General features: G+C 56.5%; 12 protein-coding genes. 10 read left to right on the top strand and 2 right to left on the bottom strand.

Going from position 1 to position 24,065, the window contains the following annotated elements:
- The first annotated feature begins 104 nt into the window (after window positions 1-104).
- Window positions 105-2,570 carry an ABC transporter permease gene (locus ACYVHX_RS03545; protein WP_460670213.1) on the top strand — a complete coding sequence of 822 codons (2,466 nt, stop codon included), beginning with the start codon at window positions 105-107 and terminating at the stop codon, window positions 2,568-2,570.
- Between the two features lie 92 nt (window positions 2,571-2,662).
- On the opposite strand, the gene ACYVHX_RS03540 is transcribed toward ACYVHX_RS03545, so the two are convergent.
- Window positions 2,663-3,961, bottom strand: coding sequence for a M20/M25/M40 family metallo-hydrolase (locus ACYVHX_RS03540; RefSeq protein WP_460670212.1), 1,299 nt, complete (start codon window positions 3,959-3,961; stop codon window positions 2,663-2,665).
- A gap of 263 nt (window positions 3,962-4,224) precedes the next feature.
- On the opposite strand from ACYVHX_RS03540, the gene ACYVHX_RS03535 reads away from it, so the two are divergent.
- The 6 genes from ACYVHX_RS03535 to ACYVHX_RS03510 all read left to right on the top strand — a co-directional run bounded on the left by ACYVHX_RS03535 (window position 4,225) and on the right by ACYVHX_RS03510 (window position 15,997).
- Window positions 4,225-6,660 carry an ABC transporter permease gene (locus ACYVHX_RS03535; protein ID WP_460670211.1) on the top strand — a complete coding sequence of 812 codons (2,436 nt, stop codon included), beginning with the start codon at window positions 4,225-4,227 and terminating at the stop codon, window positions 6,658-6,660.
- Between the two features lie 119 nt (window positions 6,661-6,779).
- Window positions 6,780-9,158 (top strand): ABC transporter permease, encoded by a 2,379-nt coding sequence (locus ACYVHX_RS03530; protein ID WP_460670210.1) that lies wholly within the window; start codon window positions 6,780-6,782, stop codon window positions 9,156-9,158.
- 149 nt (window positions 9,159-9,307) lie between these two features.
- The gene (locus tag ACYVHX_RS03525) at window positions 9,308-10,324 is read left to right on the top strand and encodes an OmpA family protein (RefSeq protein ID WP_460670209.1); all 1,017 of its coding nucleotides are present in this window, start codon (window positions 9,308-9,310) and stop codon (window positions 10,322-10,324) included.
- Window positions 10,321-10,944, top strand: coding sequence for a M949_RS01915 family surface polysaccharide biosynthesis protein (locus ACYVHX_RS03520; RefSeq protein ID WP_460670208.1), 624 nt, complete (start codon window positions 10,321-10,323; stop codon window positions 10,942-10,944). Before ACYVHX_RS03525 ends, ACYVHX_RS03520 begins: the two co-directional genes overlap by 4 nt.
- Window positions 10,945-11,098: 154 nt before the next feature.
- Complete coding sequence (locus ACYVHX_RS03515) at window positions 11,099-13,447, top strand: ABC transporter permease (RefSeq protein ID WP_460670207.1); 2,349 nt, start codon at window positions 11,099-11,101, stop codon at window positions 13,445-13,447.
- Between the two features lie 132 nt (window positions 13,448-13,579).
- Window positions 13,580-15,997, top strand: a complete 2,418-nt coding sequence (locus ACYVHX_RS03510) for an ABC transporter permease (RefSeq protein WP_460670206.1) — start codon at window positions 13,580-13,582, stop codon at window positions 15,995-15,997.
- Between the two features lie 74 nt (window positions 15,998-16,071).
- Here the strand turns inward: ACYVHX_RS03510 and ACYVHX_RS03505 are convergent, their stop codons facing one another.
- Window positions 16,072-16,485, bottom strand: a complete 414-nt coding sequence (locus ACYVHX_RS03505) for a hypothetical protein (RefSeq protein ID WP_460670205.1) — start codon at window positions 16,483-16,485, stop codon at window positions 16,072-16,074.
- 83 nt (window positions 16,486-16,568) lie between these two features.
- Here ACYVHX_RS03505 and ACYVHX_RS03500 point away from each other — a divergent pair, with 83 nt between their 5' ends.
- The 3 genes from ACYVHX_RS03500 (at window position 16,569) to ACYVHX_RS03490 (ending at window position 23,880) form a co-directional block, all read left to right on the top strand.
- Complete coding sequence (locus ACYVHX_RS03500) at window positions 16,569-18,950, top strand: ABC transporter permease (RefSeq protein ID WP_460670204.1); 2,382 nt, start codon at window positions 16,569-16,571, stop codon at window positions 18,948-18,950.
- A 70-nt stretch (window positions 18,951-19,020) separates the two neighbouring features.
- Window positions 19,021-21,429 carry an ABC transporter permease gene (locus ACYVHX_RS03495; protein ID WP_460670203.1) on the top strand — a complete coding sequence of 803 codons (2,409 nt, stop codon included), beginning with the start codon at window positions 19,021-19,023 and terminating at the stop codon, window positions 21,427-21,429.
- A gap of 84 nt (window positions 21,430-21,513) precedes the next feature.
- Window positions 21,514-23,880, top strand: coding sequence for an ABC transporter permease (locus ACYVHX_RS03490; protein WP_460670202.1), 2,367 nt, complete (start codon window positions 21,514-21,516; stop codon window positions 23,878-23,880).
- Window positions 23,881-24,065 lie beyond the last annotated feature (185 nt).

Below are 24,065 nucleotides of genomic sequence, written 5' to 3'. Positions count from 1 at the left end.
TTTTCACCGACCCGGTGAGGCTGCAACCTTGGATCAACGAGGGTGTCTTTTGGAAAAACCGGCGGCATAACGCAAGGCCGTTAGAGTTCCAAACCCTCCTGACCATGCTTCAAAATTACCTTAAAGTGGCCTTCCGCGCGCTTCGGCGGGACCCCGTTTATTCCACCATCCATCTTGCCGGTTTGTCGGTTGCCCTGGCCTTCGGGCTGCTGACGTACGCTTTTGTCAACCACGAACGCTCGTTCGACCGCTTTCATGCCGATGCCGACCGGATTTACCGGTTTGAGATGACCGACCTGTTCGATTTTGACGGAAAACCGGCGCAACGGCCGCTCAACCTGCCGTTTTTTCCGGCGGAAGAACACCGGAGCTTTGTTTTTCCGGTAATTTTTAGCGTGGAGCTGAAGCCGCAGGTTCCGGAAATTCAGGACCTGATCCGGCTGAGCCGGGCGCAGGAAAGCATTGTAAACTACGGAACCCATTCCGTTTACGAAAAGCAGATTCTGCGCGCGGATTCCAATTACTTTAGTTTTTTTTCGCTGCCGCTGACCATCGGCCGGCCGGAGCAGGTGCTGGCGGACTTGCACAACGCGGTGATTTCGGAGCGGTTGCGCGCGAAATTGTTTGCCAATGACCATCCGGTGGGGAAAGCGATCCAGTACAACGGGCAACGCTACACGGTTTCGGGCGTCATGCAAAACCCGCCCTCGAACACGACCCTGAGCGCGGAACTGGTGGTGCGGCTGGACAGCGATCCGGATTACCGCCGGCAACTCGAACAGCGGTATAACACCAGCAATGTGTACACGCTCGGGAAACTCCGTCCGACGGCTTCGCTGCCGCAGGTGACCGCCAAACTGGCGACGCTCGGCCCCCGGCTTTTCGGGGAGCTGATCGACGACATGCGCCAGTCGGCAACGCCGGAGCAGAAAAACCGCCTGACCAACAACCCCTTTCTGCTAACCATCCGCCCGCTGGCGGACACCCATTTTTCGTTTAATGAACGCTGGAACCGCACCGTTTCGCCAACGAATGTTTACCTGCTGGTTTCCATCAGTTTGCTGATTTTGCTCGTAGCCAGCCTGAATTACATCATCATCTCGCTGTCGAGACTGGCGGGGCGTTTGCAGGAAGTGGGCGTACGGAAAGTGGTGGGAGCGGCCCCCCGGCAGCTGGCCGCGCAACTCGGCCTCGAAACCGTGCTGGTCGTGGGCCTGGCGTCGGTGCTTGGGTTGGGGTTGTCCATCCTCCTGCTGCCCACGTTCAATGCGTTGACCGACCGGGCACTGACGGTTTTTGAGGTGCTGCAACCGGAGAATTTGCTGGGCCTGCCGGTGATGGTGCTGGCGATCAGCCTGCTGGCGGGCATCTACCCGGCGCTGCTGTTCGCCCGGTTTCGGCCCACGCTGTTTCTGGGCCAGAACCGGACCTACAAAATCAATCCGCTGGTCATTCAGGGCATGATGGGCTTCCAGTTTGTGCTGTCGCTGGTGCTGGTAACGGCCGCCATCACGATGTACCGGCAGTTGCGGTTTGTTCAGGAAAAAGACCTGGGCCTGACGAAAGAACTCGTCCTCAAAATCAAAAACCTGGAGAAGTCGGAAGAAGGGAGCGGTCCCCGGATTTACGAGCGTCTGCTCCGCTACCAGGCCACGAACCCGCACGTACTACTGGTGGCCAGCAGCGCCGGGGGCTACGGCGAAGACGCTTTCAACCGGAACGGTACCACCATCAAAGGCCAGAAACACTGGGCGCTTCAGCAATCGGTTGATTATAACTTCTTTACCCTGCTGGGCATACAACTGAAACAGGGACGGCTTTTTTCGACCCATTTTCGGTCCGACACGGCCAAAAGCGTGAAGGCCGTGGTCATCAATGAAACGCTGGCAAAGCTGCTGGGCGCGGAACTGGTGTTTAATAAACCGCTGGAAACGCTGGATGGCCGCACGGTCATCGGCGTGGTGAACGACCACAACATGGAACCGCTGACCAAAGCCATTCTCCCGGCCTACTACAAACTGGGGCTGGAGTACCAGGGTGTTTTTTACCTGAAACTGAGGCCCGGCAAGGTGGCCGCAACGGTTGAGCAGATCGCCCGCGACTGGCCGCAGCTCTCTGGTGGACAGCCGTTTGACTACTCCTTTCTGGATCAGGATCTGGAAGCCCGCTACCGGACGTACCGGCGCTGGATGACGCTGACCCAGCTGGCTACGGGCATTGCGCTGCTGATTGCGGCTTTGGGTCTGTTCGGGCTGGCCGGTATTCAGGCGGTGAACCGCATCCGGGAGGTGGGCATCCGGAAAGTGATGGGCGCCACCGTGGGGCAGCTGTGGCTGCTGCTGAATCGCCGGACGCTGACGCTGGTGGCCGCGGCCTTTGTGCTGGCCATTCCGCTGTCGACCTGGCTGATGAACCGCTGGCTGGAAAGTTTTGCCTACCGGATTCCGCTGACCTGGACCATCTTTGCGCTGGCGGGCGGTTTGGGCTTCTTCGTGGCGCTCGCGGCTGTCAGCTACCACTCGGTGCGGACGGCCCTGACGAATCCGGTGAAAAGCCTGCGGGCGGAATAAGACCAGGAAGGAGGAAAGGAAGAAGGGGTCATTCTCTCCTCCCTTATTCCCTTTCTCCCTTTATTCCCTTTCTCCTTTCATCCCTTCAACCTTCATTTCGTCCCCGCTTCGGCCAGCAGCACCAGCAGCACGTTTTGCAAACCGAGGTAGCCTTTGTCGTTCAGCCACCATTCGTTCAGGGCGTGGACATTGCCGCCAGTGCCTCCGCTGCCGATTGTGACGGCGGGAACACCCAGCGAAATCGGCGTGTTGGCGTTGGTCGATGAAACGTCCAGCCGGGGTTTGGCACCCAGGTAGGTGGAAACCGCCATCGCCCGCTGCACCAGCGGCATTGTCGGGTCGGTTTGGCCGGATGGGCGGTCGCCAATCTTTTTGACGTCGACGGTCAGATCCGGGCCGCTGCGTTTCAGGCGGTTTTCTTCCTGCAACGCCCGCTGAACGGCGGTTTTGAGTAACCGGTCGATGCCGTTGAGCCGCTCGGGGCTTTCGGAACGCATGTCAATTTCCATCCACGACTCAAACGGGATGGCGTTCACCGACGTGCCCCCGCCAAGGACGCTGACGCTGTAGGTGGTTTTGACGCCCTGCCGCGTGAAGGTGTCGGCTTCGCCCGTGAAGTAGTAAATGGCTTTGCCGAGTGCGCTGTGCGGGTTGACGATCCCGAACGCGCCGTAGGAATGCCCACCGGGCCCCCTGAACGTAATCCGGTAGCGGTAGGAGCCCAGCCCCCGGTGCACAATTTCGCTGATGCCGTCGCCGTCGACCGAGATGCAGGACGAAATCGTGGCCCGGTGCGTTTTAAACAGGTGTTTCATGCCGCGCAGATCGCCCAGCCCTTCTTCGCCCACGGTGCCCACAAACCAGACGTCGGCACTGGTTTCGATCTTTGCTTTCTCCAGTCCCCGCAAAACCGTCAGCAGCGCCACCAGCCCGCGGGTGTCGTCGCCCACGCCCGGGGCGTAGAGGGTGTCGCCTTTTTGCCTGACTTTCACGTCGGTGCCTTCCGGAAAAACCGTATCCAGGTGCGCTTCCACAACGACGGTTTTCTGCCCGGATTTTCCTTTGCGTTTGCCAATCACATTTCCCACTTCGTCGATCCAGACCGAATCAACCCCGGCTTCCTTCAGCATTGCGGCATATTTTCGGGCCTTCACGGCTTCCTTGAAGGGCGGAGCGGGCGTTTCGGTGAGCGTGATCAGGTCCTGTTTGGTCTGCGGTTCCAGTTCCGTGAACGTCTGAAAAACCGCCTTCACCGCCGGTCGATTCGCCAGCGTTTTGATTTCGTCCGTGTAGCGTTTATCGACGGCAGTGGCGTCCTGGGCGTATAGAGAGCGGACGAAAACAACAAGGAGTAGGAAACTAAAAACCGGTATATTGAGCCGTGGCGTCATGGAAGGAGTGATGAGGAAAACCGTAAGTACAGCCTAAAAATAGCGAATTGGCTCAGAAAGTTGCTAGGAATGCTCAATTCCGGCAACCCGATCGGCCGTTGACACCCGGTTTTCAGACGGTGTCCGAAAGTGAAAAAGAAAGCCGTCCGTTTGCGGACATAACCGCTTCCTTTGATAATTTAACCGGTTGGTAATCAATCGTGTGTTCTTTTTGGTATACCGTTTGGGATACGTTGTATACTGATTCGTGAACCTAAACGGCTATGTTAAAAAACTACATCAAAATTGCTTTTCGGAACCTGAGGAAAAACAAGATTTTTTCGGGTGTAAACATCGCCGGACTGGCGCTCGGCATCACGGCTTTCGGGCTGATTCTGGAATACATCAGTTTTGAGAAAAGTGTCAACGGTTTTCACCGAAACCTGCCCAGCCTGTACCGCATGGTTTGGGAGGGCAAAACCGGCGAGGTCTGGGCGGATATGCCCCCGGCCGCAGCGACCCTGATGAAGCAGCATTTTCCGGAAGTGAAAAAGTTCTGCCGGGTGGCCGATAACTCGATCTCGGGCATTGTCTCGACGGCCGAGCGGCAAAACCGCCAGGCTCCGAAAGCCTTTCGGGAAACCAGCATCGCCTATGCCGATGCGAGTTTCTTCACGCTGTTCACGTTTCCGCTCCGTCAGGGCGATGCGGCCACGGTGCTGACCCGGCCCAATACCGTGGCCATTTCCGAATCGTATGCCCGCAAATATTTTGGTGACGAGCCACCGTTGGGGCAAGTGCTGACCCTGAATAACCAGCTTGGCCAGACGGCGTATACGGTTACGGCGGTGTACGCCGATATGCCCCAACAGTCTGATTTGCAGTTTGGTCTGGTGTTTTCGTTGCAGACGCTGGCCAATCCGGCGAACCTGAACGGCAACGACTGGGCGCGGCTCGACGGTTTCGACGGAGGGTATCTGACGACATTTTTGCAACTGGCCGACGGAACGGACACGCGCCGGCTGGAGGAAAAATTTGATCAGCTAAAAAAGAAAATCCGTCCGCAGGGCGAAGAACGGATGCGGCTGCAACCGGCTGCCAACATTCACCTGGCCGCGTCGCTCAGCGACTCGTTTCCGACCACGGGCAACCTGAGTTTTGTGTATTTGCTGGGCGGTATTGCGGTGCTGATTCTGGCCATTGCCTGGTTCAATTACATCAATCTATCTACGGCGGGCGCGCTGAAACGGGCCAAAGAAGTGGGCGTCCGGAAGGTGGTCGGGGCTGGACAATGGCAGCTGGTCGGCCAGTTTCTGGGCGAATCGCTGCTTCTCAATCTGCTCGGTTTTGGGGTGGCGCTGCTCCTGATCAGCAGCCTTCAGGGCGCTTTCAATGCCCTGGTCGGTAAAGACCTGTCGCTGGGCCTTCTGTCCAATCCGGCCTGGCTGGCGGGGCTGGGCCTGCTGCTGGTTGGGGCGCTGGCGTCGGGTGGTTACACGGCTTTTGCGTTAGCCTCCTTCCGACCGGTTCAAACGGTAAAAAGAATGTTTGGGAGCCCGGCCACAGGCGGTTTGCTGCGGAAGTCGCTGGTGATCTTTCAGTTCAGCGTGTCGGTGGTCCTCCTGATCTGCACCTTTGTCCTGTACCGGCAACTGCGGTTTATGCAAAACCAGCGTCTGGGCGTCCGGCTGGAGCAACGGGTGGTGATTCACGGCCCGGAAGTGGGCAAAGACGACTCCTTTTCGTCGCGGACGGTGGCTTTTGAACACGATCTGGAGCAGCTTCCCTACGTGAAAAGCTTTTGCAACACGGGCACCGTGCCGGGAAATTATTACAATTTTTCCACCGATGGCATTACGCGGAACAACCCGCAGCCCGGTGAGAACAACAAAGTGTATTCGATTGGCTTCATCGACCACCGGTTTCTGGCAACCTACGGAATTTCGCTGGTGGCCGGTCGCAATTTTACCCGCCCCGAAGCGGAAGCCGGCTGGTCGGAAGGGACGCAGATGCTGCTCAACGAAACCGCCGTCCGGCACCTGGGCTTTGCGTCGGCTGCGGATGCGGTGGGCAAAACCGTCAACTGGGAAAAACCGTTTGAGGTGGTCGGCGTGGTGAAAGACTACCACCACCAGTCGCTGCGAGAAGCCATTGCCCCGCTTATTTTCATGCCCCAAAACCGGGGCAACTGGCTGACGGTCGAACTCACCACGGATCAGATACCGGCCCAGATGGCTGCGCTGGAGCGGCTCTACAAAGCCACGTATCCCGGCAATCCGTTCGAGTACTTTTTTGTGGATGAAAAGTACAACCAGCAATACCAGGCCGAGCAGCAGTATGGTCAGCTTTTCGTAACCGCGTCGCTGCTGGCGATTTTTATTGCCTGCCTGGGTCTGTTCGGACTGGCTACGTTCCTGACCGAGCAGCGCACGAAGGAAATTGGCGTCCGGAAAGTGCTGGGGGCCTCGGTGGGCAGCATTGTAACCCTGCTTTCGAAGGACTTTCTGAAACTGGTGCTGGTGGCGATTCTGGTGGCCGCACCGCTGGGGTGGTATGCCACCCGCCGGTGGTTGCAGAACTTCGCGTATCAGGTGGAACTGGAATGGTGGGTGTTTGCGCTGGCGGGCGGACTGGCGGTTTTGATCGCGCTGCTGACGATCTCGCTCCAAAGCATCAAAGCCGCTTTGGTAAACCCGGTTTCCTCGCTGCGCTCGGAATAAAAAGGGAAAAAGGGGCTCCGCCAACCGCCGGGCGGCCCCGGCTTCACTCTTAACGTTTTTTAACGCCCTGATTTTTCGGGTTGTCCGTACCTTGACGCGCAAATCATTGACGGATAATCATGCTACGAAATTACCTGAAAATCGCCTGGCGCAGCCTGCGGAAAAACCGGGGATTCAGCCTCATCAATATTCTGGGGCTGGCCGTCGGCATGGCCGTGGCCACGCTGATCGGCATCTGGGTCTGGGACGAACTGACCTTCGACCGGTTTTACGAAAATGAAGCGAACCTGTACCGGGTGATGCTGAACCGCACGGCCAACGGCGAAACCACCACCCAGTCCAACGCGGCCCTGCCGCTGCGGGAGGTGCTGAAAACCGAGGTTCCGGAAATCAAGCGGGTGGTGGAAACCTTGCCCACCCGGATGCAGAACGAAACGGCGCTCCAGGCGGGGGAACGAAAACTGCTGCGGACCGGTCAGAATGCCGGCGAAGACTTTCTGGCGATGTTTCAGTTGCCCATGCGGTCCGGCGACGGGCAGTCGGCCCTGCACGATCCCAATTCGGTGGTGCTGACCGAAGAAACCGCCCGGGCGCTTTTTGACGAAACCGATCCGGTCGGAAAAGTCGTACGGCTCGACAACCAGTTTGACCTGAAAGTCAGTGGCGTTTTGAAAAAGCTACCCGCCAACACCGCCTGGGACTTCGATTTTCTGGTTCCTTTCCGGCACCTCGAACTGAATCTGCCCTGGGTGCAGGACAGCCGTACCAACTGGAACAACAACCTGATTGAGTACCTGGTTGAACTGCACCCGAACGCCAACCGGGCCGCGGTGGATGCCAAACTGAAAGGCCTCATCAAACGCCATTATCCGGAATCGATCTTCGAGGCATTTCTGCATCCGGTGGCGAAATGGCATTTGTACGGCGAGTTTCAAAACGGAAAAAATACCGGCGGTTTTATCCGGTACGTGCGGCTGTTCGGGGTTGTGGGCCTGGCGGTGCTGCTCATTGCCTGCATCAATTTTATGAATCTGGCGACGGCCCGCTCCGAAAAACGGGCCAAAGAGGTGGGCGTCCGCAAGGCCGTGGGCTCCGTGCGCGCGCAGCTGGTCGGCCAGTTTCTGAGCGAATCGCTGCTGATTGCGGGCCTGGCCCTGGTCGTGTCGCTGGTGCTGGTGCTGGTGCTGCTGCCGGTTTTTAACGAAATCACGCAAAAGCAACTCGCCTTTCCCTGGCAGAAACCCGGTTTTTGGGGGCTGACGCTGGGATTCACGGTGCTGACGGGCGTTCTGGCGGGGAGTTATCCGGCTTTTTACCTTTCCGGTTTCAAAGCGGTTCGGGTGCTGAAAGGCCGGGTTCACGTCGGCCGGACGGCCAACTGGCCGCGTAAAGTGCTGGTGGTGGCGCAGTTTACGGCCTGCATTGCGTTCATCATCAGCGCCCTGCTGGTCTATCAGCAGATTCAGCACGCGAAAAACCGCCCGATGGGCTACAACCCGGACCGGCTGCTGACGGTTTCACTGACCAACGATCTGAGCCGGAATTACGAGGCCGTGCGCGACGAACTGCTTCGGTCGGGCGTGGTGGCCAGCGTTGCGAAAGCGTCCAGCCCGGCCACCACCATCACGGGCGACACGCGGGTGGACTGGTCGGGCAAAGCGCCCGACGAAATCATGCGCCTGAACCTGATTTCAGCGTCGCCGGAGTACCTGCAAACGATGGGCATCAACCTAAAAACCGGCCGTAATTTCAAGCCCGGCGGGGCCGATTCGCTGTCGGTGATTCTGAACGAAGCCGCCGTGCGGGCCATGCGCCTGAAGGAGCCGCTCAATCAGGAAATGAGTCTTGTCTGGGACCCGGGCCGGAAACTGCGGGTGGTGGGTGTGGTCGAAAACGCCATCATCGAATCGCCGTATACGCCCGTTCATCCGCTGCTGCTGCTGACGGGTTTGCCGTTCGAAAATTACCTGATTTTCCGGCTGGCGACCCGGACCAATACGGCGGAAGCGCTGGCCCGCATCGAACCGGTTTTTCAGAAGTTCAATCCGGCGTATCCCTTTGATTATCAATTTGTGGATGACGAATACAACCAAAAATTCAGGCAGGAAGAGCTGATTGGCAAGCTGGCGGGAATCTTTGCGGTTCTGGCGGTTTTTATCGCCTGTCTGGGCCTGTTCGGGCTGGCGGCTTCGCTGGCCGAACAACGGACGAAAGAAGTCGGGATCCGGAAGGTGCTCGGGGCCAGCGTCACGAGTCTGTGGGCCCTGCTCTCCCGCGAATTCCTGGGTCTGGTGGTCGTCTCCTGTCTGCTGGCCTCGCCCCTCACGGCGTATTTCCTGAGCGACTGGCTCCAGCAATTCGATTACCGCATCAGCCTGAGTATCTGGGTGTTTGTCCTGTCTGGCAGTTTGGCGATTTTAGTGGCGCTGGTGACGGTTTCGTTTCAAAGCATCAGAGCCGCCCTGATGAACCCGGTTTCCTCGCTGCGCTCGGAATGAGATAAGAGTTATGAGTGAGGAGTTCGGGAAGGCAATTGGTGGATCGCGCTTTTATTCGTACCTTTTCCCTGCACGAGCGGCCCGTCGAAAGCCTTACTTCACCAACGCAGGGGCGGCTCCGTCATAACGCATACCTTTTCACTGGTCTTATGAAAGCGCGGTGGTTGATTTGGGGAGTCGTGAGCCTGTTGATGGGACCTGTCGCCAACGGCCAGGTAAAGAAAATAAGGGCCAGCGGGCTGAAAGGCGAGTATTTCGACGGAACGAATTTCGAACGGAAAGTCTTTACGCGCATTGATCCGGCGGTCAATTTTGACTGGGAATACCGGGCAACGCCAGGACCGGGCATCGGGCGCTCGTTTTACTCCGTTCGCTGGACCGGAAAGCTGTACGCGCCCAAAACCGGGGTCTACAAATTTACGGCTACCGTTGACGATGGCATCCGGCTTTGGGTGGGCGGCAGGAAGGTCATGGATGTGTGGAGTCTCAACGATTCAAAGACGTTTCAGGGGCAAATTAGCCTGCGGGCGGGTCAGTACTACGACCTGCGGGTTGATTTTTTCAACGACATCTACGGCGGCAGCATCAACCTTTTCTGGGTGCCGCCCAACGAAACCGGCCCGGCGCCCCTGAGCGGTAATTTTTTATTTCAACCGGATCTGCCCCGGCCCGTACCGGCAAAAACCGCCCCGAAACCGGTTCCGCCGAAAACCGGGGGCCGTCCGCTGGTTGCCAAAACCGGGTTGAAGCCGAAGCCGGCAGCGGTGATCGCTGCGAAAGAAACGGTACCGATGAAAAGTCCGGAACGCTTTGCCGACCTGAAAACCGGCGATAAGCTGGTGCTGAACCAGGTTTTTTTCGAGCAAAGCGAGTACCGATTGCTGCCGGAATCGTACGCCGAACTGGACAAGCTGGTACGGGCGATGAGGCAAAATTCCGCCCTCCGGATTGAGATCAGCGGACACACCGACAACGTGGGCGACCCGCGCCTGAACCGGGCTCTGTCGGAAAACCGGGTCAGCGTGATTGCCAATTACCTGTACCGAAATGGGATTGAGAGTCAGCGCGTTGAAACAAAGGGCTACGGCGGCACACGGCCCGTGGCCGACAACACAACGGAAGCAGGCCGGTCGAAAAACCGCCGGGTCGAATTGATGGTCAAATGAAGTATGTCTTGATTCTGGTCCTTTTCGGTGTTAGCCCGCTCATCCGGGCGCAGCTACCGGCAAAACCGCTTGGGAAGACGCAATGGCCGGCGGGCGTTCCGGTGACCGGCGAACTGGTGAAAGCCCTGGGATGGAGCGATGCGTCGGGACGGCATTACGTGGTGGCCAGCACCACGGGGATTGAGGAAAAACCGGCGGCTGACGGCGAGGTTTACCGGTCGGCCCGGTTGTCGGTGAAGCAGTACCGGCAAAGCGGGGCGACAATGACGGTGGAGTGGGAGATCCGGGACGGTCTGGCGGATTGTCCGCTCGATGCCACGGCCCGGTTTGTGCCGGAGGCCATTCAGGTGACCGATCTCGACAAAAACGAGGTGCCCGAGGTGTGGGTCATGTACCGCACGGCCTGCCGGGGCGATGTGAGTCCGGCCACGCTGAAACTGATTCTGTACGAAGGGAAAACCAAATACGCCATGCGCGGAACGACGCGGGTTCCGGCGGGCGAAAACCGGTTTGTGGGGGGTAAGTACCGGTTCGATGCCGCGTTTGAACAGCGTCCGGCGGTTTTCAAAACCTTCGCGAAAAGCCTTTGGGCAAAATACCGGACCGATCCGCTGGACTAAAAACTTCGTTCTGCCTGTCCGCAAATGGCCGAAAAACCGTCCGTTTGCGGACATTTTATTTCATCAATGATAGGTTAAGATATTGATAGTTAATAGTTTGGTTTTTCTGGTATACCGTTTGGGAGGATAAGGTATAATCCTATTCTTCTTAACCATGCTCCAAAATTACATCAAGATTGCCTGGCGAAGTCTGCTAAAAAACAAGCTATATACTTTCATCAACATTTTCGGCCTGGCGCTGGGCATGTCGTGCAGCCTGCTGATTGGCCTCTGGGTGAAGGATGAATGGAGTTACGACCGGTTTTTTCCGCACCTCAACGACATCTTTTACGTACGGACCAACAGCGAATTCGAGGGGAAAATTTATACGGGAACGCTCACGCCCGGCCCGATGGCGGAGGTCCTGAAAAGCGATGTTCCGGAAGTTCAATACGCAACCAAGGTGCAATTTCCGGAGGAACTGCTGGTGAAGGTAGGCGAAAAATCGACGAAAGAACGCGGTTTTTACGCCACGAAGGATTTCTTTCTGGTGTTTGATTTTCCCGCGCTCGCGGGCAGTCCGCTCATGGCGCACACCAAACTCGACCAGATCATCATTACCCGAAAACTGGCGGAGAAGTATTTCGGAACTAGCAACGCGCTCGGAAAACGACTGCATTTCAACAACACGACCTTCTACACCGTCGGGGCCGTTCTGGAGGACATTCCCGGGAATTCGAGTTTTCAGTTCGACTGGATCATCAATTACGACGTTCAGGAACAGGACTGGAAAAAAACCTGGGGCAATAATTCGTTCATGACGTTTGTCCGGCTGGACGCCAGGGCCGAAGTGGCCAAAGCCGAGGCCAATATGAAGGGCATCTACCGCCGGAAGACCGATTGGAAAGAAGTGCCCACGCTGACGCTCCAGCCCGTGAAAGACATGTACTTGTACGCGGAGTATGAGAACGGAAAGGCCACTGGCGGGCGGATCGAGTACGTGCGGATTTTTGCCCTGGTGGCGGTTTTTGTTCTCCTGATTGCCTGCGTCAACTTCATGAATCTGGCGACGGCGCGCTCGGTCAAGCGGGCGAAGGAAGTGGGCGTCCGGAAAGTGGTGGGCGCGCTGCGCTCGTCGCTGATCGGGCAGTTTATGAGTGAGTCGATTCTGACGAGTTTGCTGGCGGTTTTTCTGGCGCTGGCCATCGTCGTGATGATTTTGCCGGTTTTCAATGCGGTTTTTATCAAGCAACTCAGTCTGAATCTGGCCGATCCAACGCTCTGGCTCGGCACGCTGGTGCTGGTGTTGATCACCGGCCTGATTTCGGGCAGTTACCCGGCCCTGTTTCTGTCGTCGCTGCAACCCATCCGCATTCTGAAAGGCACGCTGAAGTTCGGCGTCGGAGCCGCGCTATTCCGCCGGGCGCTGGTGATTTTTCAGTTTACGCTGTCGATTTTCCTGATCATCGGCATGCTCGCCGTGACCTATCAGATGGACTATATCCGCACCAAAAACTTAGGGCTCGACCGCGAAAACGTCCTCTACGTGCCGCTGGAGAGCGAAACCTACAACCGCATGGAAGCGTTTCGGCGGAATCTGATCCGCACACCGTCCATTGCGTCGGCGTCGGTCACGATGAGTTTGCCCATGAACATTCAGGGCACTTCCGGCGACCTGACCTGGCCCGGCAAGAAGCCCAACGCAAATGCCAACATTGCGACCATGTCGGTGGGGTACGATTTCATCAAAACCATGAACATTACCTTGGTGAACGGCCGGGATTTTTCGAGCGACCGGAAAGCCGATTCGGTTTCGTACATCATCAACGAAGCAGCCGCCAAAATGATGGGCATGAAAAATCCGGTGGGCCAGCAGGTCGGTTTCTGGATGGGCAAGGGGCCGATCATCGGGTTGATGAAAGATTTTCACCTGCAATCGCTGCACAGCCCGATCATGCCCCTGATTTTGACGCTTATTCCCGTGAATACGAGCTATTTGCTGGTGCGGACCGAGAAGGGAAAAACAACGGAAGCGCTCGACGAACTGGAACGACTTACCAAAGAATTTAATCCGAACTATCCGTTTGAATACCATTTTCTGGACGAAGCGCACGAGCGCATGTACCGCTCTGAGCAGCAGGTCAACACGCTTATCAACTACTTCGGAACGCTGGCGATTCTGATTTCGTGTCTGGGACTGTTTGCGCTGGCGGCTTTTACGGCCGAGCAGCGGATGAAAGAAATTGGGGTGCGGAAAGTGCTGGGAGCCTCGGTGGGCAGCCTGGTGAGCCTGATTTCCCGGGACTTTTTGAAACTGGTGCTGGTAGCGATGGTGCTGGCGTCTCCGCTGGCGTGGTGGGCCATTCAAAAGTGGCTGGAAACGTTTCAGTACCGGGTCGAACTGTCGTGGTGGCTGTTTGCCACGGCGGGTCTGCTGGCGGTTTTGATCGCGTTCCTGACCGTGAGCTATCAATCGGTCAAAGCGGCCCTGGCGAATCCCGTGAAGAGTTTACGAAGTGAATAACCGTCTTGAACTCGGATTCCACGGATTAAAGGATTTACGAAGAGGTCTACCGCAATCAGGCAATCTTTTGTATCCCCGTTAATCCTTTAATCCGTGGAATCCGAGTTCAAGACATTTATTACAATAACAACAATGCTGAAAAACTATCTCCTCACCGCTTTTCGGGCGTTTCGGCGCAACTGGAATTATTCCATCATCAACCTCATTGGCCTGACGCTCAGTCTGGCGTGTTGCCTGCTGCTGTTCGTGGTGATTCGTTACGAACTGAGCTTCGACCAGCACCACGCGAACGCCGACCGGACGTACCGGGTGATCCGGCACTTCACCAAACCGGAGGATGGCTACAATGTCGGAATGCCGCTGCCGGTTCTGGCCGCGATGCGCACCGATTTTCCCGAACTGAAACAGCAGGTGACGCTGATCAACGACATGCGAAATCCGGTGATAGCGACGGAAGATCGGCGGTTGAAGGGCAGCATCCGCCGGTTTCAGGAAGAGAACGGAGTCGTGGCGTTTGCCGGATCCGAATACTTCCGCCTGTTCGATTACGAATGGGTGAGCGGGGACCCGGCGACGGCGCTGAACCGCCCCGGCACGGTGGTGATTTCGGACGAAATGGCGCAGAAGTATTTCGGCGATGCCGAACCGGTGGGGCAAAGCATCCGGGTCAACAATAAGATGGATTTTCTGGTGACCGGCGTGGTGCAGAATCCGCCGGTGACGACCAGCGTCCCGTTTAAAATGCTGCTTTCACTGGCTTCCCTGAGGCAATACGGCGCCGAGACCAACTGGGACGACTGGGGCTCGTCGTACAGCGGGATGCAACTGTATCTGACGTTGCCAAAAAACGTGACGACGGCTGCGATGGAACAAAAACTGGTGGCGTTTCTCCGGAAATACGTCAGTGAAGAAGACGCCCGCGACCAGCGATACGAACTGCAACCGCTGACGGAAATTCATTACAATACCGACATGACGAACTACGCCGAACGCACCATCAGCAAACAGATGGTCTGGGCAATGGGGTTGATTGGCTTGTTTTTGCTGATTACGGCTTGCGTCAACTTCGTCAATCTGGCGACGGCGCAGGCCATTCGGCGGTCGAAGGAAGTGGGCGTCCGGAAAGTGCTGGGCAGTTCGCGGATGCAGCTGGTGCGGCAGTTTCTGGGCGAAACCGGTTTTCTGACGGTCTGGGCGGTTTTGCTGGCGCTGCTGATTGCCCAGGTCTCGCTCTCGTCCGTGGCCGAACTGCTGAACGTGAAAATCCCGACGAGCCTGTTTACTGATCCGCTGGTGCTGGTGTTTCTGCTGGCGCTGGCCGGTTTTACCACGGTTCTGGCCGGTTTTTACCCGGCGCTCGTCTTGTCGGGTTACCAGCCGGTGCTGGCCCTGAAAGGCAAAATGAAAGGAACGGGCAGCGGCCAGCTGGTACTTCGCCGGAGCCTGATTGTTCTGCAGTTTACCATTTCGCAGACGCTGATTATCGGGACGGTTATTGTCTACAACCAGATGGATTATTTCCGGAAAGCGGATCTGGGTTTCCGGAAAGAATCGGTGGTGATGATTCCGATTCCGGAGAAAAAACCGGGTCAGCTCGAGTCGTTGGAGGCTAAACTAACGGGCCTGCCCGGCATCGGGTCGATGAGTTTCGGTTTTTCATCGCCTTCGTCGCGGGGGAACTGGTGGACCGGTTTTCGGTATGAAAACCGCGAGAAAGAAGAAGGTTACGCGATTGTGATGCGCCCCGCCGACACGTCGTACGTTCATACCTACGGACTGAAGCTGATTGCCGGCCGGATCTACCTGCCCGCCGATACCATGCGGGAAGCTGTGGTGAACGAGCGGTTTGTGGCCAAACTCGGTTTTCAGACCCCCGGTCAGATTCTAAACAAAACGATTTTGCTGAACGGCCGCCGGTTGCCGATTGTGGGCGTTGTCAGGAATTTCAACACGTTCTCGATGCATCAGGAAACCGAACCCTGCGTGCTGACCACCCACCGGAGCATGTACGGCAACCTGGGCATCCGGGTGACGGGAAGTTCGGCGCAGGTGACTAAAATGCTCGCCCAGGTCGAAACCGCCTGGTCGCAAACCTTCCCCGAATTCCTGTTTAAATACGAATACCTGGACAAAACGATTTCGAATTTCTACGCGAGCGAGGAGCGGCAGTATGCGCTGTTCCGCCTGTTGGCGGGCATCGCTATTTTCATCGGCTGTCTGGGGTTGTACGGCGTGGTGGCGTTCATGGCCGAGTCGCGCACGAAGGAAGTGGGCATCCGGAAAGCGCTGGGCGCATCCACGGCGCACATTTTTGGTCTGTTCTCGTTCCAGTTCCTGAAACTGGTGCTGGTTGCGCTGCTGCTGGCAGCCCCGATTGCCTGGTACTTTACGGACAAATGGCTACAGGGTTTCGCCTATAAAATTGCGGTAGAGTGGTGGATGTTTGCCGTTGCGGGGCTGATGGCGGGCGTCATCGCGCTGGTGACGGTCTCGTTCCAGAGCATCCGGGCGGCTTTGATGAATCCGGTGAAAAGTTTACGGAGCGAGTAAAAAGCGGGGAGGACCGGAAGAAGGGATGAACGGATAAAGGCACGCACGTAGTCCTTCTTTCGTCCTTTCCTGCTTCATAAAAAACCATTCAAATCGAGTTGGAGGATGTCGGAGAAGGCGGTTTTTTCGGTCAGGCCACCGTCGTCCTTGCGATACCGGAACCAGTCATTGGTTTTGTAATTGTAAACGAAGCCTTCGAGAATACCGAAATCGCCTTCGTCGATGAGCCGTATAAGTTTATTGAGGTCGTGTTTCTGACCGTTTGTTTGGCAAATTTCGACAATAATGCGGGTCTGTTCAGCTTCGTAGTCGTACAAGATCAAATCGGGCACCGGTGTCGCATAGCCTTCGGTGAGCATCATTTCGGGGAGTGGTTCAAACGGAATAGTGCCTGATTTGTACAGTGGATAGAGTCCGGCCGTGAGCTGGGCGATGGTCCGCTGGTGGATGAACGGCGCATTAACGCCCATTTCATCCTCGCGAGCCATTGACGGCGGTGGATAGCTTGATTTGTACATGGCTTGTCCGGAATAAAAACGAATTTGATTAAACAAACATACCCAAAAAGCGTATGCTTCGCAATTACCTCAAAACCACGCTGCGCAGCCTGCTTCGAAACCGCAGCTACGCGCTGATCAACCTCACCGGCCTGACGCTGGGACTGGGCGTAGCGATTGTGTTGTTCTGGATTGTGCGGTTCGAATACAGCTTCGACACCTACCACGCGACGACCGACCGGCTGTACCGCATCATTTCAAATGACAAGTACGGTGAAAAAAGTACGTACGTTCCGCAGGGTGTCATCAAGGCGCTGAACGAGCGGATTCCGGGCGTTGAGAACGCGGCCAGCGTGTACGGCACCGAGTCCAGTGGCTTGCGGGTCGGGCAGATGCTTTTTGACGTGAAGAATGTCTTTTTTTCGCCCCCGCAGTTTCTGGAAATGATCGACGTGGCGTGGGTGGCCGGCTCGGCCCGGACGTCGCTCAGTCGGCCCGATCAGGTGGTGATTGACGAACCCACGGCCCGGCGGTTTTTTGGCGGGGGCGCAGCCATGGGCAAAACCCTTCGGCTGAATAACCAGATCGACCTGGTGGTGTCGGGAATCATTCGCAAAATGCCGGTCAATACCGAATTTCAATTCCAGGTGGTGGCTTCCCGCGAGACGCTGAAACGAATCCGGCAGGAATTCAAGAACGAAGAACACTGGGGCGGGGGCGATTCGATGCACCACGGGTACGTGGTGTTAAAACCGGGGGTCTCGGCGGCTGCCGTTGAAGCGGCCCTGACCAAAATGGCCCGCCAGCACCAGCGCGAATCGAGCACGGTCGGATACGGTCTGCTGCCCATCACGGACATCCACCGCAACACGGAAAGCGACCCCGATCCGTTTAATTACGTCATTGCGCCGTGGATGCTTAACACCCTGATCGCCATTGGTCTGTTTCTGATCGTTATTGCCTGCATCAACTTTATCAACCTGGCCACCGTGCAGGCCGTGCAGCGGAGCCGCGAAATTGCCGTCCGGAAAGTGCTGGGCAGCAACCGGCAGCAACTGATGGCCCAGTTTTTCGGCGAAACCGCCCTGCTGGTGTTTATCGCCATTGGCGCCGGTGGTTTGCTGGCGGCCCAGTTGATCCGCTACGCCGATCAGTTGCTGAATACGCAGGTTGGGCAGTCGAACGTCTGGGACGGCAACACCCTGGCGTTTCTGCTGGGGCTGGGGCTAATCGTAACCGTTTTGGCCGGCAGCTATCCGGCGCTCGTGCTGTCCGGTTTTCAGCCGGTAAAGGTGTGGCGGGGGCGGTTTGCTTTTACGCGCGCCAAAGGCATTTCGCTGCGCTCATCGCTGGTGGTCACGCAGTTTGTGATCGCCCAGGTGCTGGTAATCTGCACGGTGATCGGCACCAGGCAAATCCGGTATTTCTACGAAACCGATCTGGGGTTTGATAAAAAAGCGGTGGTGACGGTCGCCATGCCGGAAATGGGCAATGGCGTAGCGCGGGGGCGGCTGCGTCGGCAGTTGCTCGAAAATCCGGCCATCAAAGACGTGGCGTTTGCGCTGACCACGCCCTCAAGTGACCACAACTGGTGGTGGGAAACCGTGAACCACCGCAACCTGCCCAACGGCGAAACCGTCTTTCGGATGCAGTATGTGGATACGAATTACTTCCATTTTTTCAAGATTCCGCTGGTAGCCGGTCGGTCGTGGACGCGTGCGGACACCAGCGCCGTCGTGGTCATCAACGAAAAAGCCGCCCGGGATTTCGGCTACCAAAATCCCGAAAAGGCGATTGGTGAACAGGTTAAAGTCAACGGCAATCAGGTGTTTACGGTGATGGGGGTGGTGAAAGATTACCATTCGCAAAGCCTGCGCTCGACCCTTGTGCCGCACCTGTTTCTGTATGCCGACTGGAACTTTCAACTGGCCAGCATCCGCATCGACCCGCACCGGCAGGCCACGGCCCTGGAGCACATTGCCCGGGAGTGGAAGGCGGTTTTTCCGAACTATTACTTTGATGCCCATTTTCTGGATCAGGACATTCAGGCGTTTTACGACGACGAACGGAAGATCACCAATTTCCTGACGCTCTTTGCCGCCGTCGGCATTTTGATTGGCTGCCTGGGGTTGTTCGGGCTGGTGTCGTTTGTGGTCACGCAGCGGACCCGCGAGATTGGGGTTCGGAAAGTGCTGGGGGCCACCGTCGCCAGCATCGTTTCGCTGTTGTCGAAAGATCTTTTGAAGCTGGTGCTGGTGGCTTTCGCCCTTGCCGTGCCGATTGGCTGGTACGCCATGAACCGATTTTTAGAGGACTATACCTACAGGATCGAGATCGAATGGTGGATTTTTGCATTAGCCGGCGGTTTGGCCGGTCTGGTGGCCCTGCTGACGGTTTCGGTCCAATCGGTGAAAGCGGCCTTGACGAATCCGGTAACCTCACTGCGTTCGGAATGAGGGACGATGAAAAGGCGTCAACCCATTCATCGTTCATCACTCCTCATTCATCATTCACATTCTAACAACTATGCTACGGAACTACCTCAAAATTGCCTGGCGAAACTTGTGGAACAGCAAGGTTTTTTCAGCCATCAACATCATCGGACTGGCGGTCGGGATGGCGGCCTGTATTCTGATTATGCTGTTCGTCACGTACGAAAACAGCTTCGACGGGATTCACAAAAAGAACCTGTACCGGCTCGACGAGGTGCAGAAATTTCCGGGAATGGTGGCGCCCCAGAACGTGGCCCTGTCCATGTTTCCGATGGGCCCGACGCTGGTTCAGGAATATCCCGAAATTCGGAGTTTTGTCCGGGTCCGGCCCAACCAGAACGTGCCGCTGACGTACGGGGAGAAAAAGATAGTCCTGCCCCAGATCCTGTGGGCGGACTCGACGTTTCTGGACCTGTTCGATTATAAATTACTGAAGGGCGACCGAAAAAGCATCCTGAAAAGTCCGAACAGCGTGGTGCTGACGGAAGAACGGGCGACGGCTTTTTTTGGCAACGACGACCCGATCGGGAAAACGCTGGTGGTGTACAGCTCCGACACGACCTCGTTCAAAGTAACCGGCGTGATTGAAAATGCCCCCAAAAACTCGCATTTGCAGTTCGATGGCCTGGTGTCCTTCAACTCGTTCGTCAAAGCCGACGCCATGAACAACTGGGGCGGTAACTGGCTGGTGACGTACCTGGAGCTGGCGGACAACGCGGACGTCGCTGCGCTGGAGAAAAAATTCCCGGCTTTTCTCAAAAAACACATCAAGAACGAGGGCGCGAGCTTTTACGAACTATTTCTCCAGCCCCTGCGCGCAGTCCACGGCGACTCGACCGACATCACGCACGATTACATCAATTTTCACAAATTCGATCAGAAGTATACGTACGTCTTTTCGATCATTGCGCTGATTGTGCTGCTGATTGCCTGCATCAACTTCATGAACCTTTCGACGGCCAAATCCGCCGGTCGGGCCAAGGAGGTGGGCATCCGGAAATCCATCGGCGCCCAGCGGATGCAGTTGTCAATGCAATTTATGGGCGAGTCCGTCCTGCTGTCGTGCATTGCCCTGGTGTTTGCGCTGCTGCTGGTGACGTTATTTCTGCCCTACGTCAACGACCTGAGCCAGCGGGAACTGGATCTGGGCCTGTTCAGCAACCCGGTATTGCTGCCCCTCTTCGTGGCTTTTGCGGTTTTGATCGGCGTTATTTCCGGCATGTACCCGGCTTTTTTTCTTTCCTCTTTCCAGCCGGTCAAGGTGTTGAAAGGCACGCTGGAAAGCGCCAGAAACAAGGGCGCTTTCCGCAATATGCTCGTCATCGGGCAGTTTACCGGGGCGGTTTTTCTGATTATTGCCACGGCGTTTGTGGTTCGGCAGTTGCGGTTTATGCAGCAGCAGAATCCGGGTTTTTCGCGCGATCAGGTGATTATTATTCCTCTCAATTCGGTCACGAATCCGAAATACGATGCGCTCAAACAGGAATTTCTGGCGAATCCGCTGGTCGCGGCCGTGACGGGTTCGCAGCAGCGGCTGGGCAACAACCTGCACCAGACCGGCGTGCGGTTTCACGGCGACGGGCCGGTGCGCGAAATGGCGACCTCGCAGGTGATTGTCGATCCGGATTATCTGACGCTCTACAAAATCCCGATTCTTTTCGGCCGGAATTTTTTGAAAGACAGCCAGACCGACAACGGAAAAGCCTACATCATCAACGAAACGCTGGCCCGCGAGCTGCTCAAAGAACAACCCAAAGCCACCATGCAATCGCTGATCGGCCGGAATTTTGGCTTCGGCGGGCTGGATTCGCTGGGCCGGATTGTCGGGATTTCCAAGGATTTTAATTTCAATTCGCTCCACCACAAAATCGAAACCCTCTGCATTTTCAACCAGAAAGACTGGGGCTACAGCGAGCTGTCGGTGCGGATCAGTGGCAAAAACACCCCGGCAGCCCTGGCGCACCTCGAAGCCGTCTGGAAACGGATTGCGCCCACCCAGACGTTTGAGTACTCGTTTCTGGACGAGCATTTTGCGGAGCTCTACCGCGCCGACGGGCAGGTGAGCGAAATCGTCGGGATTCTGGCGTCGCTGGCCATCGTTATTTCCTGCCTGGGTTTGTTCGGACTGGCCTCGTTTTCGGCGGAACGGCGCGTCAAGGAGATTGGCATCCGGAAGGTGCTGGGAGCTTCCATAACCGGTATTGTGGCGCTGCTGTCCCGGGATTTTCTGAAACTGGTGCTCGTCGCCATCCTGATTGCCTCGCCCCTGGCCTGGTACACGATCAATCGCTGGTTGCAGGATTTTGCTTACCGCATCGAGATTGACTGGTGGGTGTTTGTGCTGGGCGGGATGCTGGCCATCCTGATTGCGCTGCTGACGGTTTCCTACCAATCCATCAAAGCGGCACTGATGAATCCGGTGAAAAGCTTAAAAGCGGAGTAAAGGAGGAGGGGATGAAAGGAGGAGAGGAGTGCGTACTTTTCTTTCTTTCATCCCCTCCTCTCTTCTCCTTTCCTTCTCCTCCTTATGCTAACCAACTACGTTAAAATCGCCTGGCGCAATTTGCTGCGCAACAAAACCTTTTCGCTGATCAACATCCTGGGGTTGGCGCTCGGTATGGCCTGCAGCCTGGTCATTTTGCTGTGGGTGCAGGACGAACGGGCCATGGACCGGTTTCACGCGAAGGACGACCGGCTTTTTCGGGTCATGGAAAACCAGGCCTGGGCGGGGCAGGATGTGGGCACCACGCCCGCAACCCCCGGTATTCTGGCCGAAAGCCTGAAGAAAGATTTTCCGGAGATTGAAAAAGCCGCTACGATGACCTGGGAAAACAACCTGCTGCTGACGGTGGGCAACACCTTTGGCAAAGAGAAAGGCCGGTTTGCCAGCGGGGATTTTCTGAGCATCTTCTCGTTTCCGCTGCTTCAGGGCGACGCCCGGACGGCGCTTGTCCGCCCGGAAAGCATTGTGATTTCCGAAAGCCTGGCCCGCAAATATTTTCCCAACCAGAAAGCGCTCGGCAAAACGATTCGGGTTGACAACAACATGGATCTGATGGTGACGGGCGTGATGGCCGGATTTCCGGAAAATAATTCGCTGAAATTCGACTACCTGATTGCGTGGGAGCAGTTTTCCAAACGGAACCAGTGGGTGAAAGAGTGGGGAAACAACGGCCCGCGCACGTTTGTCCGGCTGAGCGAAAAGGCCGATCCGGAAAAGGTGTCGGCCAAGATCAAGGATTATATCAAGCTGAAAACCAACCGGCAAACGAATAACATTGAGCTGTTTCTGCAAAAATACAGCGACAGTTACCTGCACTCCAACTTCAAAAACGGCAAGCTCAACGGCGGGCGGATCGAGTACGTGCGGTTATTCATCATCGTGGCGGTTTTTATTCTCATCATTGCCTGCATCAACTTCATGAATCTGGCCACGGCGCGCTCGGTCAAGCGGGCGAAGGAAGTGGGCGTTCGGAAGGTGGTGGGCGCGGTGCGGCAGGCGCTGGTGGGTCAGTTTGTGGGCGAATCGCTGCTGATTTCGACGCTGGCCCTGCTGGTGGCGCTGCTGATCGTGGTGATGCTGCTGCCGGTTTTTAACGAACTCACGGAAAAACACCTGAGCTTTCAGTTTGCCGACCCGGTTTTGTGGCTGATTCTGCTGGCGCTGACAGTGCTGACCGGTTTGCTATCGGGCAGCTACCCGGCCTTGTTTCTGTCGTCGCTGCGGCCGGTTGTGGTCCTGAAAGGCGTTCTCAAGTTCAAGCCCAGCGCCACGTTTTTCCGCAAAGGACTGGTGGTTTTTCAGTTTTCCCTGTCCATTATCCTGATTGTTGGGATGATTGTCATTTACCGCCAGATCCGGTACATCCAGACCAAAAACCTGGGCTTTGACCGGGAAAATCTGATTTATATGCCGCTGGAAGGCGATCTGAAGAAGAATTACCAGACTTTTCGCAGCGAACTGCTGACCCAGCCCGGCATCCGGGAAGTCTCGGCTTCGTGGTCCGATCCGCTGGAAGTGGGGAGTTCGACCATCGGCGTGGGCTGGCGGGGCAAAGACACCACGCAGCGAATCCTGTTTAACCAGACCGCCGTGCACTACGGTTTTCTGAAAGCCATGAACATCCGGCTAAAAGAAGGCCGGGATTTTTCGCCCGACTTCAGCACCGACACCACCAACTACATCATCAACGAAGCCTCGGCCCGGAAGATCGGCTACAAAAATCCGGTGGGGCAGGAGCTGACGTTCTGGGGGCGCAAGGGCGTAATTGTGGGCGTGGTGAAAGACTACCACATCAATTCGCTGCACGTGGCCATCGAACCGCTTATTCTGCACATGCAGCGAAATGAGTTCGACGGCGTGGTGATGGCCCGGACGGAGCCCGGTCGGACGCAGGAGGCCCTGACCAGCCTGGAAAAGACGTTCCGACGGTTTAATCCGAAATACCCGTTCGAGTACAAGTTTACCGATCAGGAGTTCGGCAACAACTACAAGAGCGAGAACATCATCAGCAAACTGGCCAATTACTTTGCCTTTCTGGCCATTTTTATATCGTGTCTGGGCTTGTTCGGGCTGGCGGCTTTCACGGCCGAGCAACGCACGAAAGAAATTGGGATTCGGAAAGTGCTGGGGGCCAGCATTAGCAACATCGTGCTGATGCTGTCGAAGGACTTTCTGGTGCTGGTGCTGGTGTCTTCCTTCGTCGCCCTGCCGGTGGCCTGGTGGGCGATGAACAACTGGCTGGAGAAGTTTGCGACCAACCGCATCGACATCGAATGGTGGATGCTGGCCGTAGCGGTGGCCGCTTCGCTCTTCATTGCCCTTTTCACCATCAGCTTCCAATCCATCAAAGCCGCCCTGATGAACCCGGTGAAAAGTTTGAAAACGGAGTAAATGGAGGAAGGGAGGAGGGGATAAAAGGAGGATCGATTATCACGAACTGCCTGGGTAACCCCGCCGGATTACGCGGATGAAACCGGGCCGGAGCGGAATTACTAGGCTGAAAAAGATTAGATTACGCAGCCATCTTCCTTAATCCATTAATCCAGGTAATCCAACGGGGCCGCCCGGGCGGTTCA

The sequence above is a fragment of the Larkinella ripae genome, from assembly GCF_054780775.1.
This window is presented reverse-complemented; position numbering and strand designations above follow the sequence as displayed.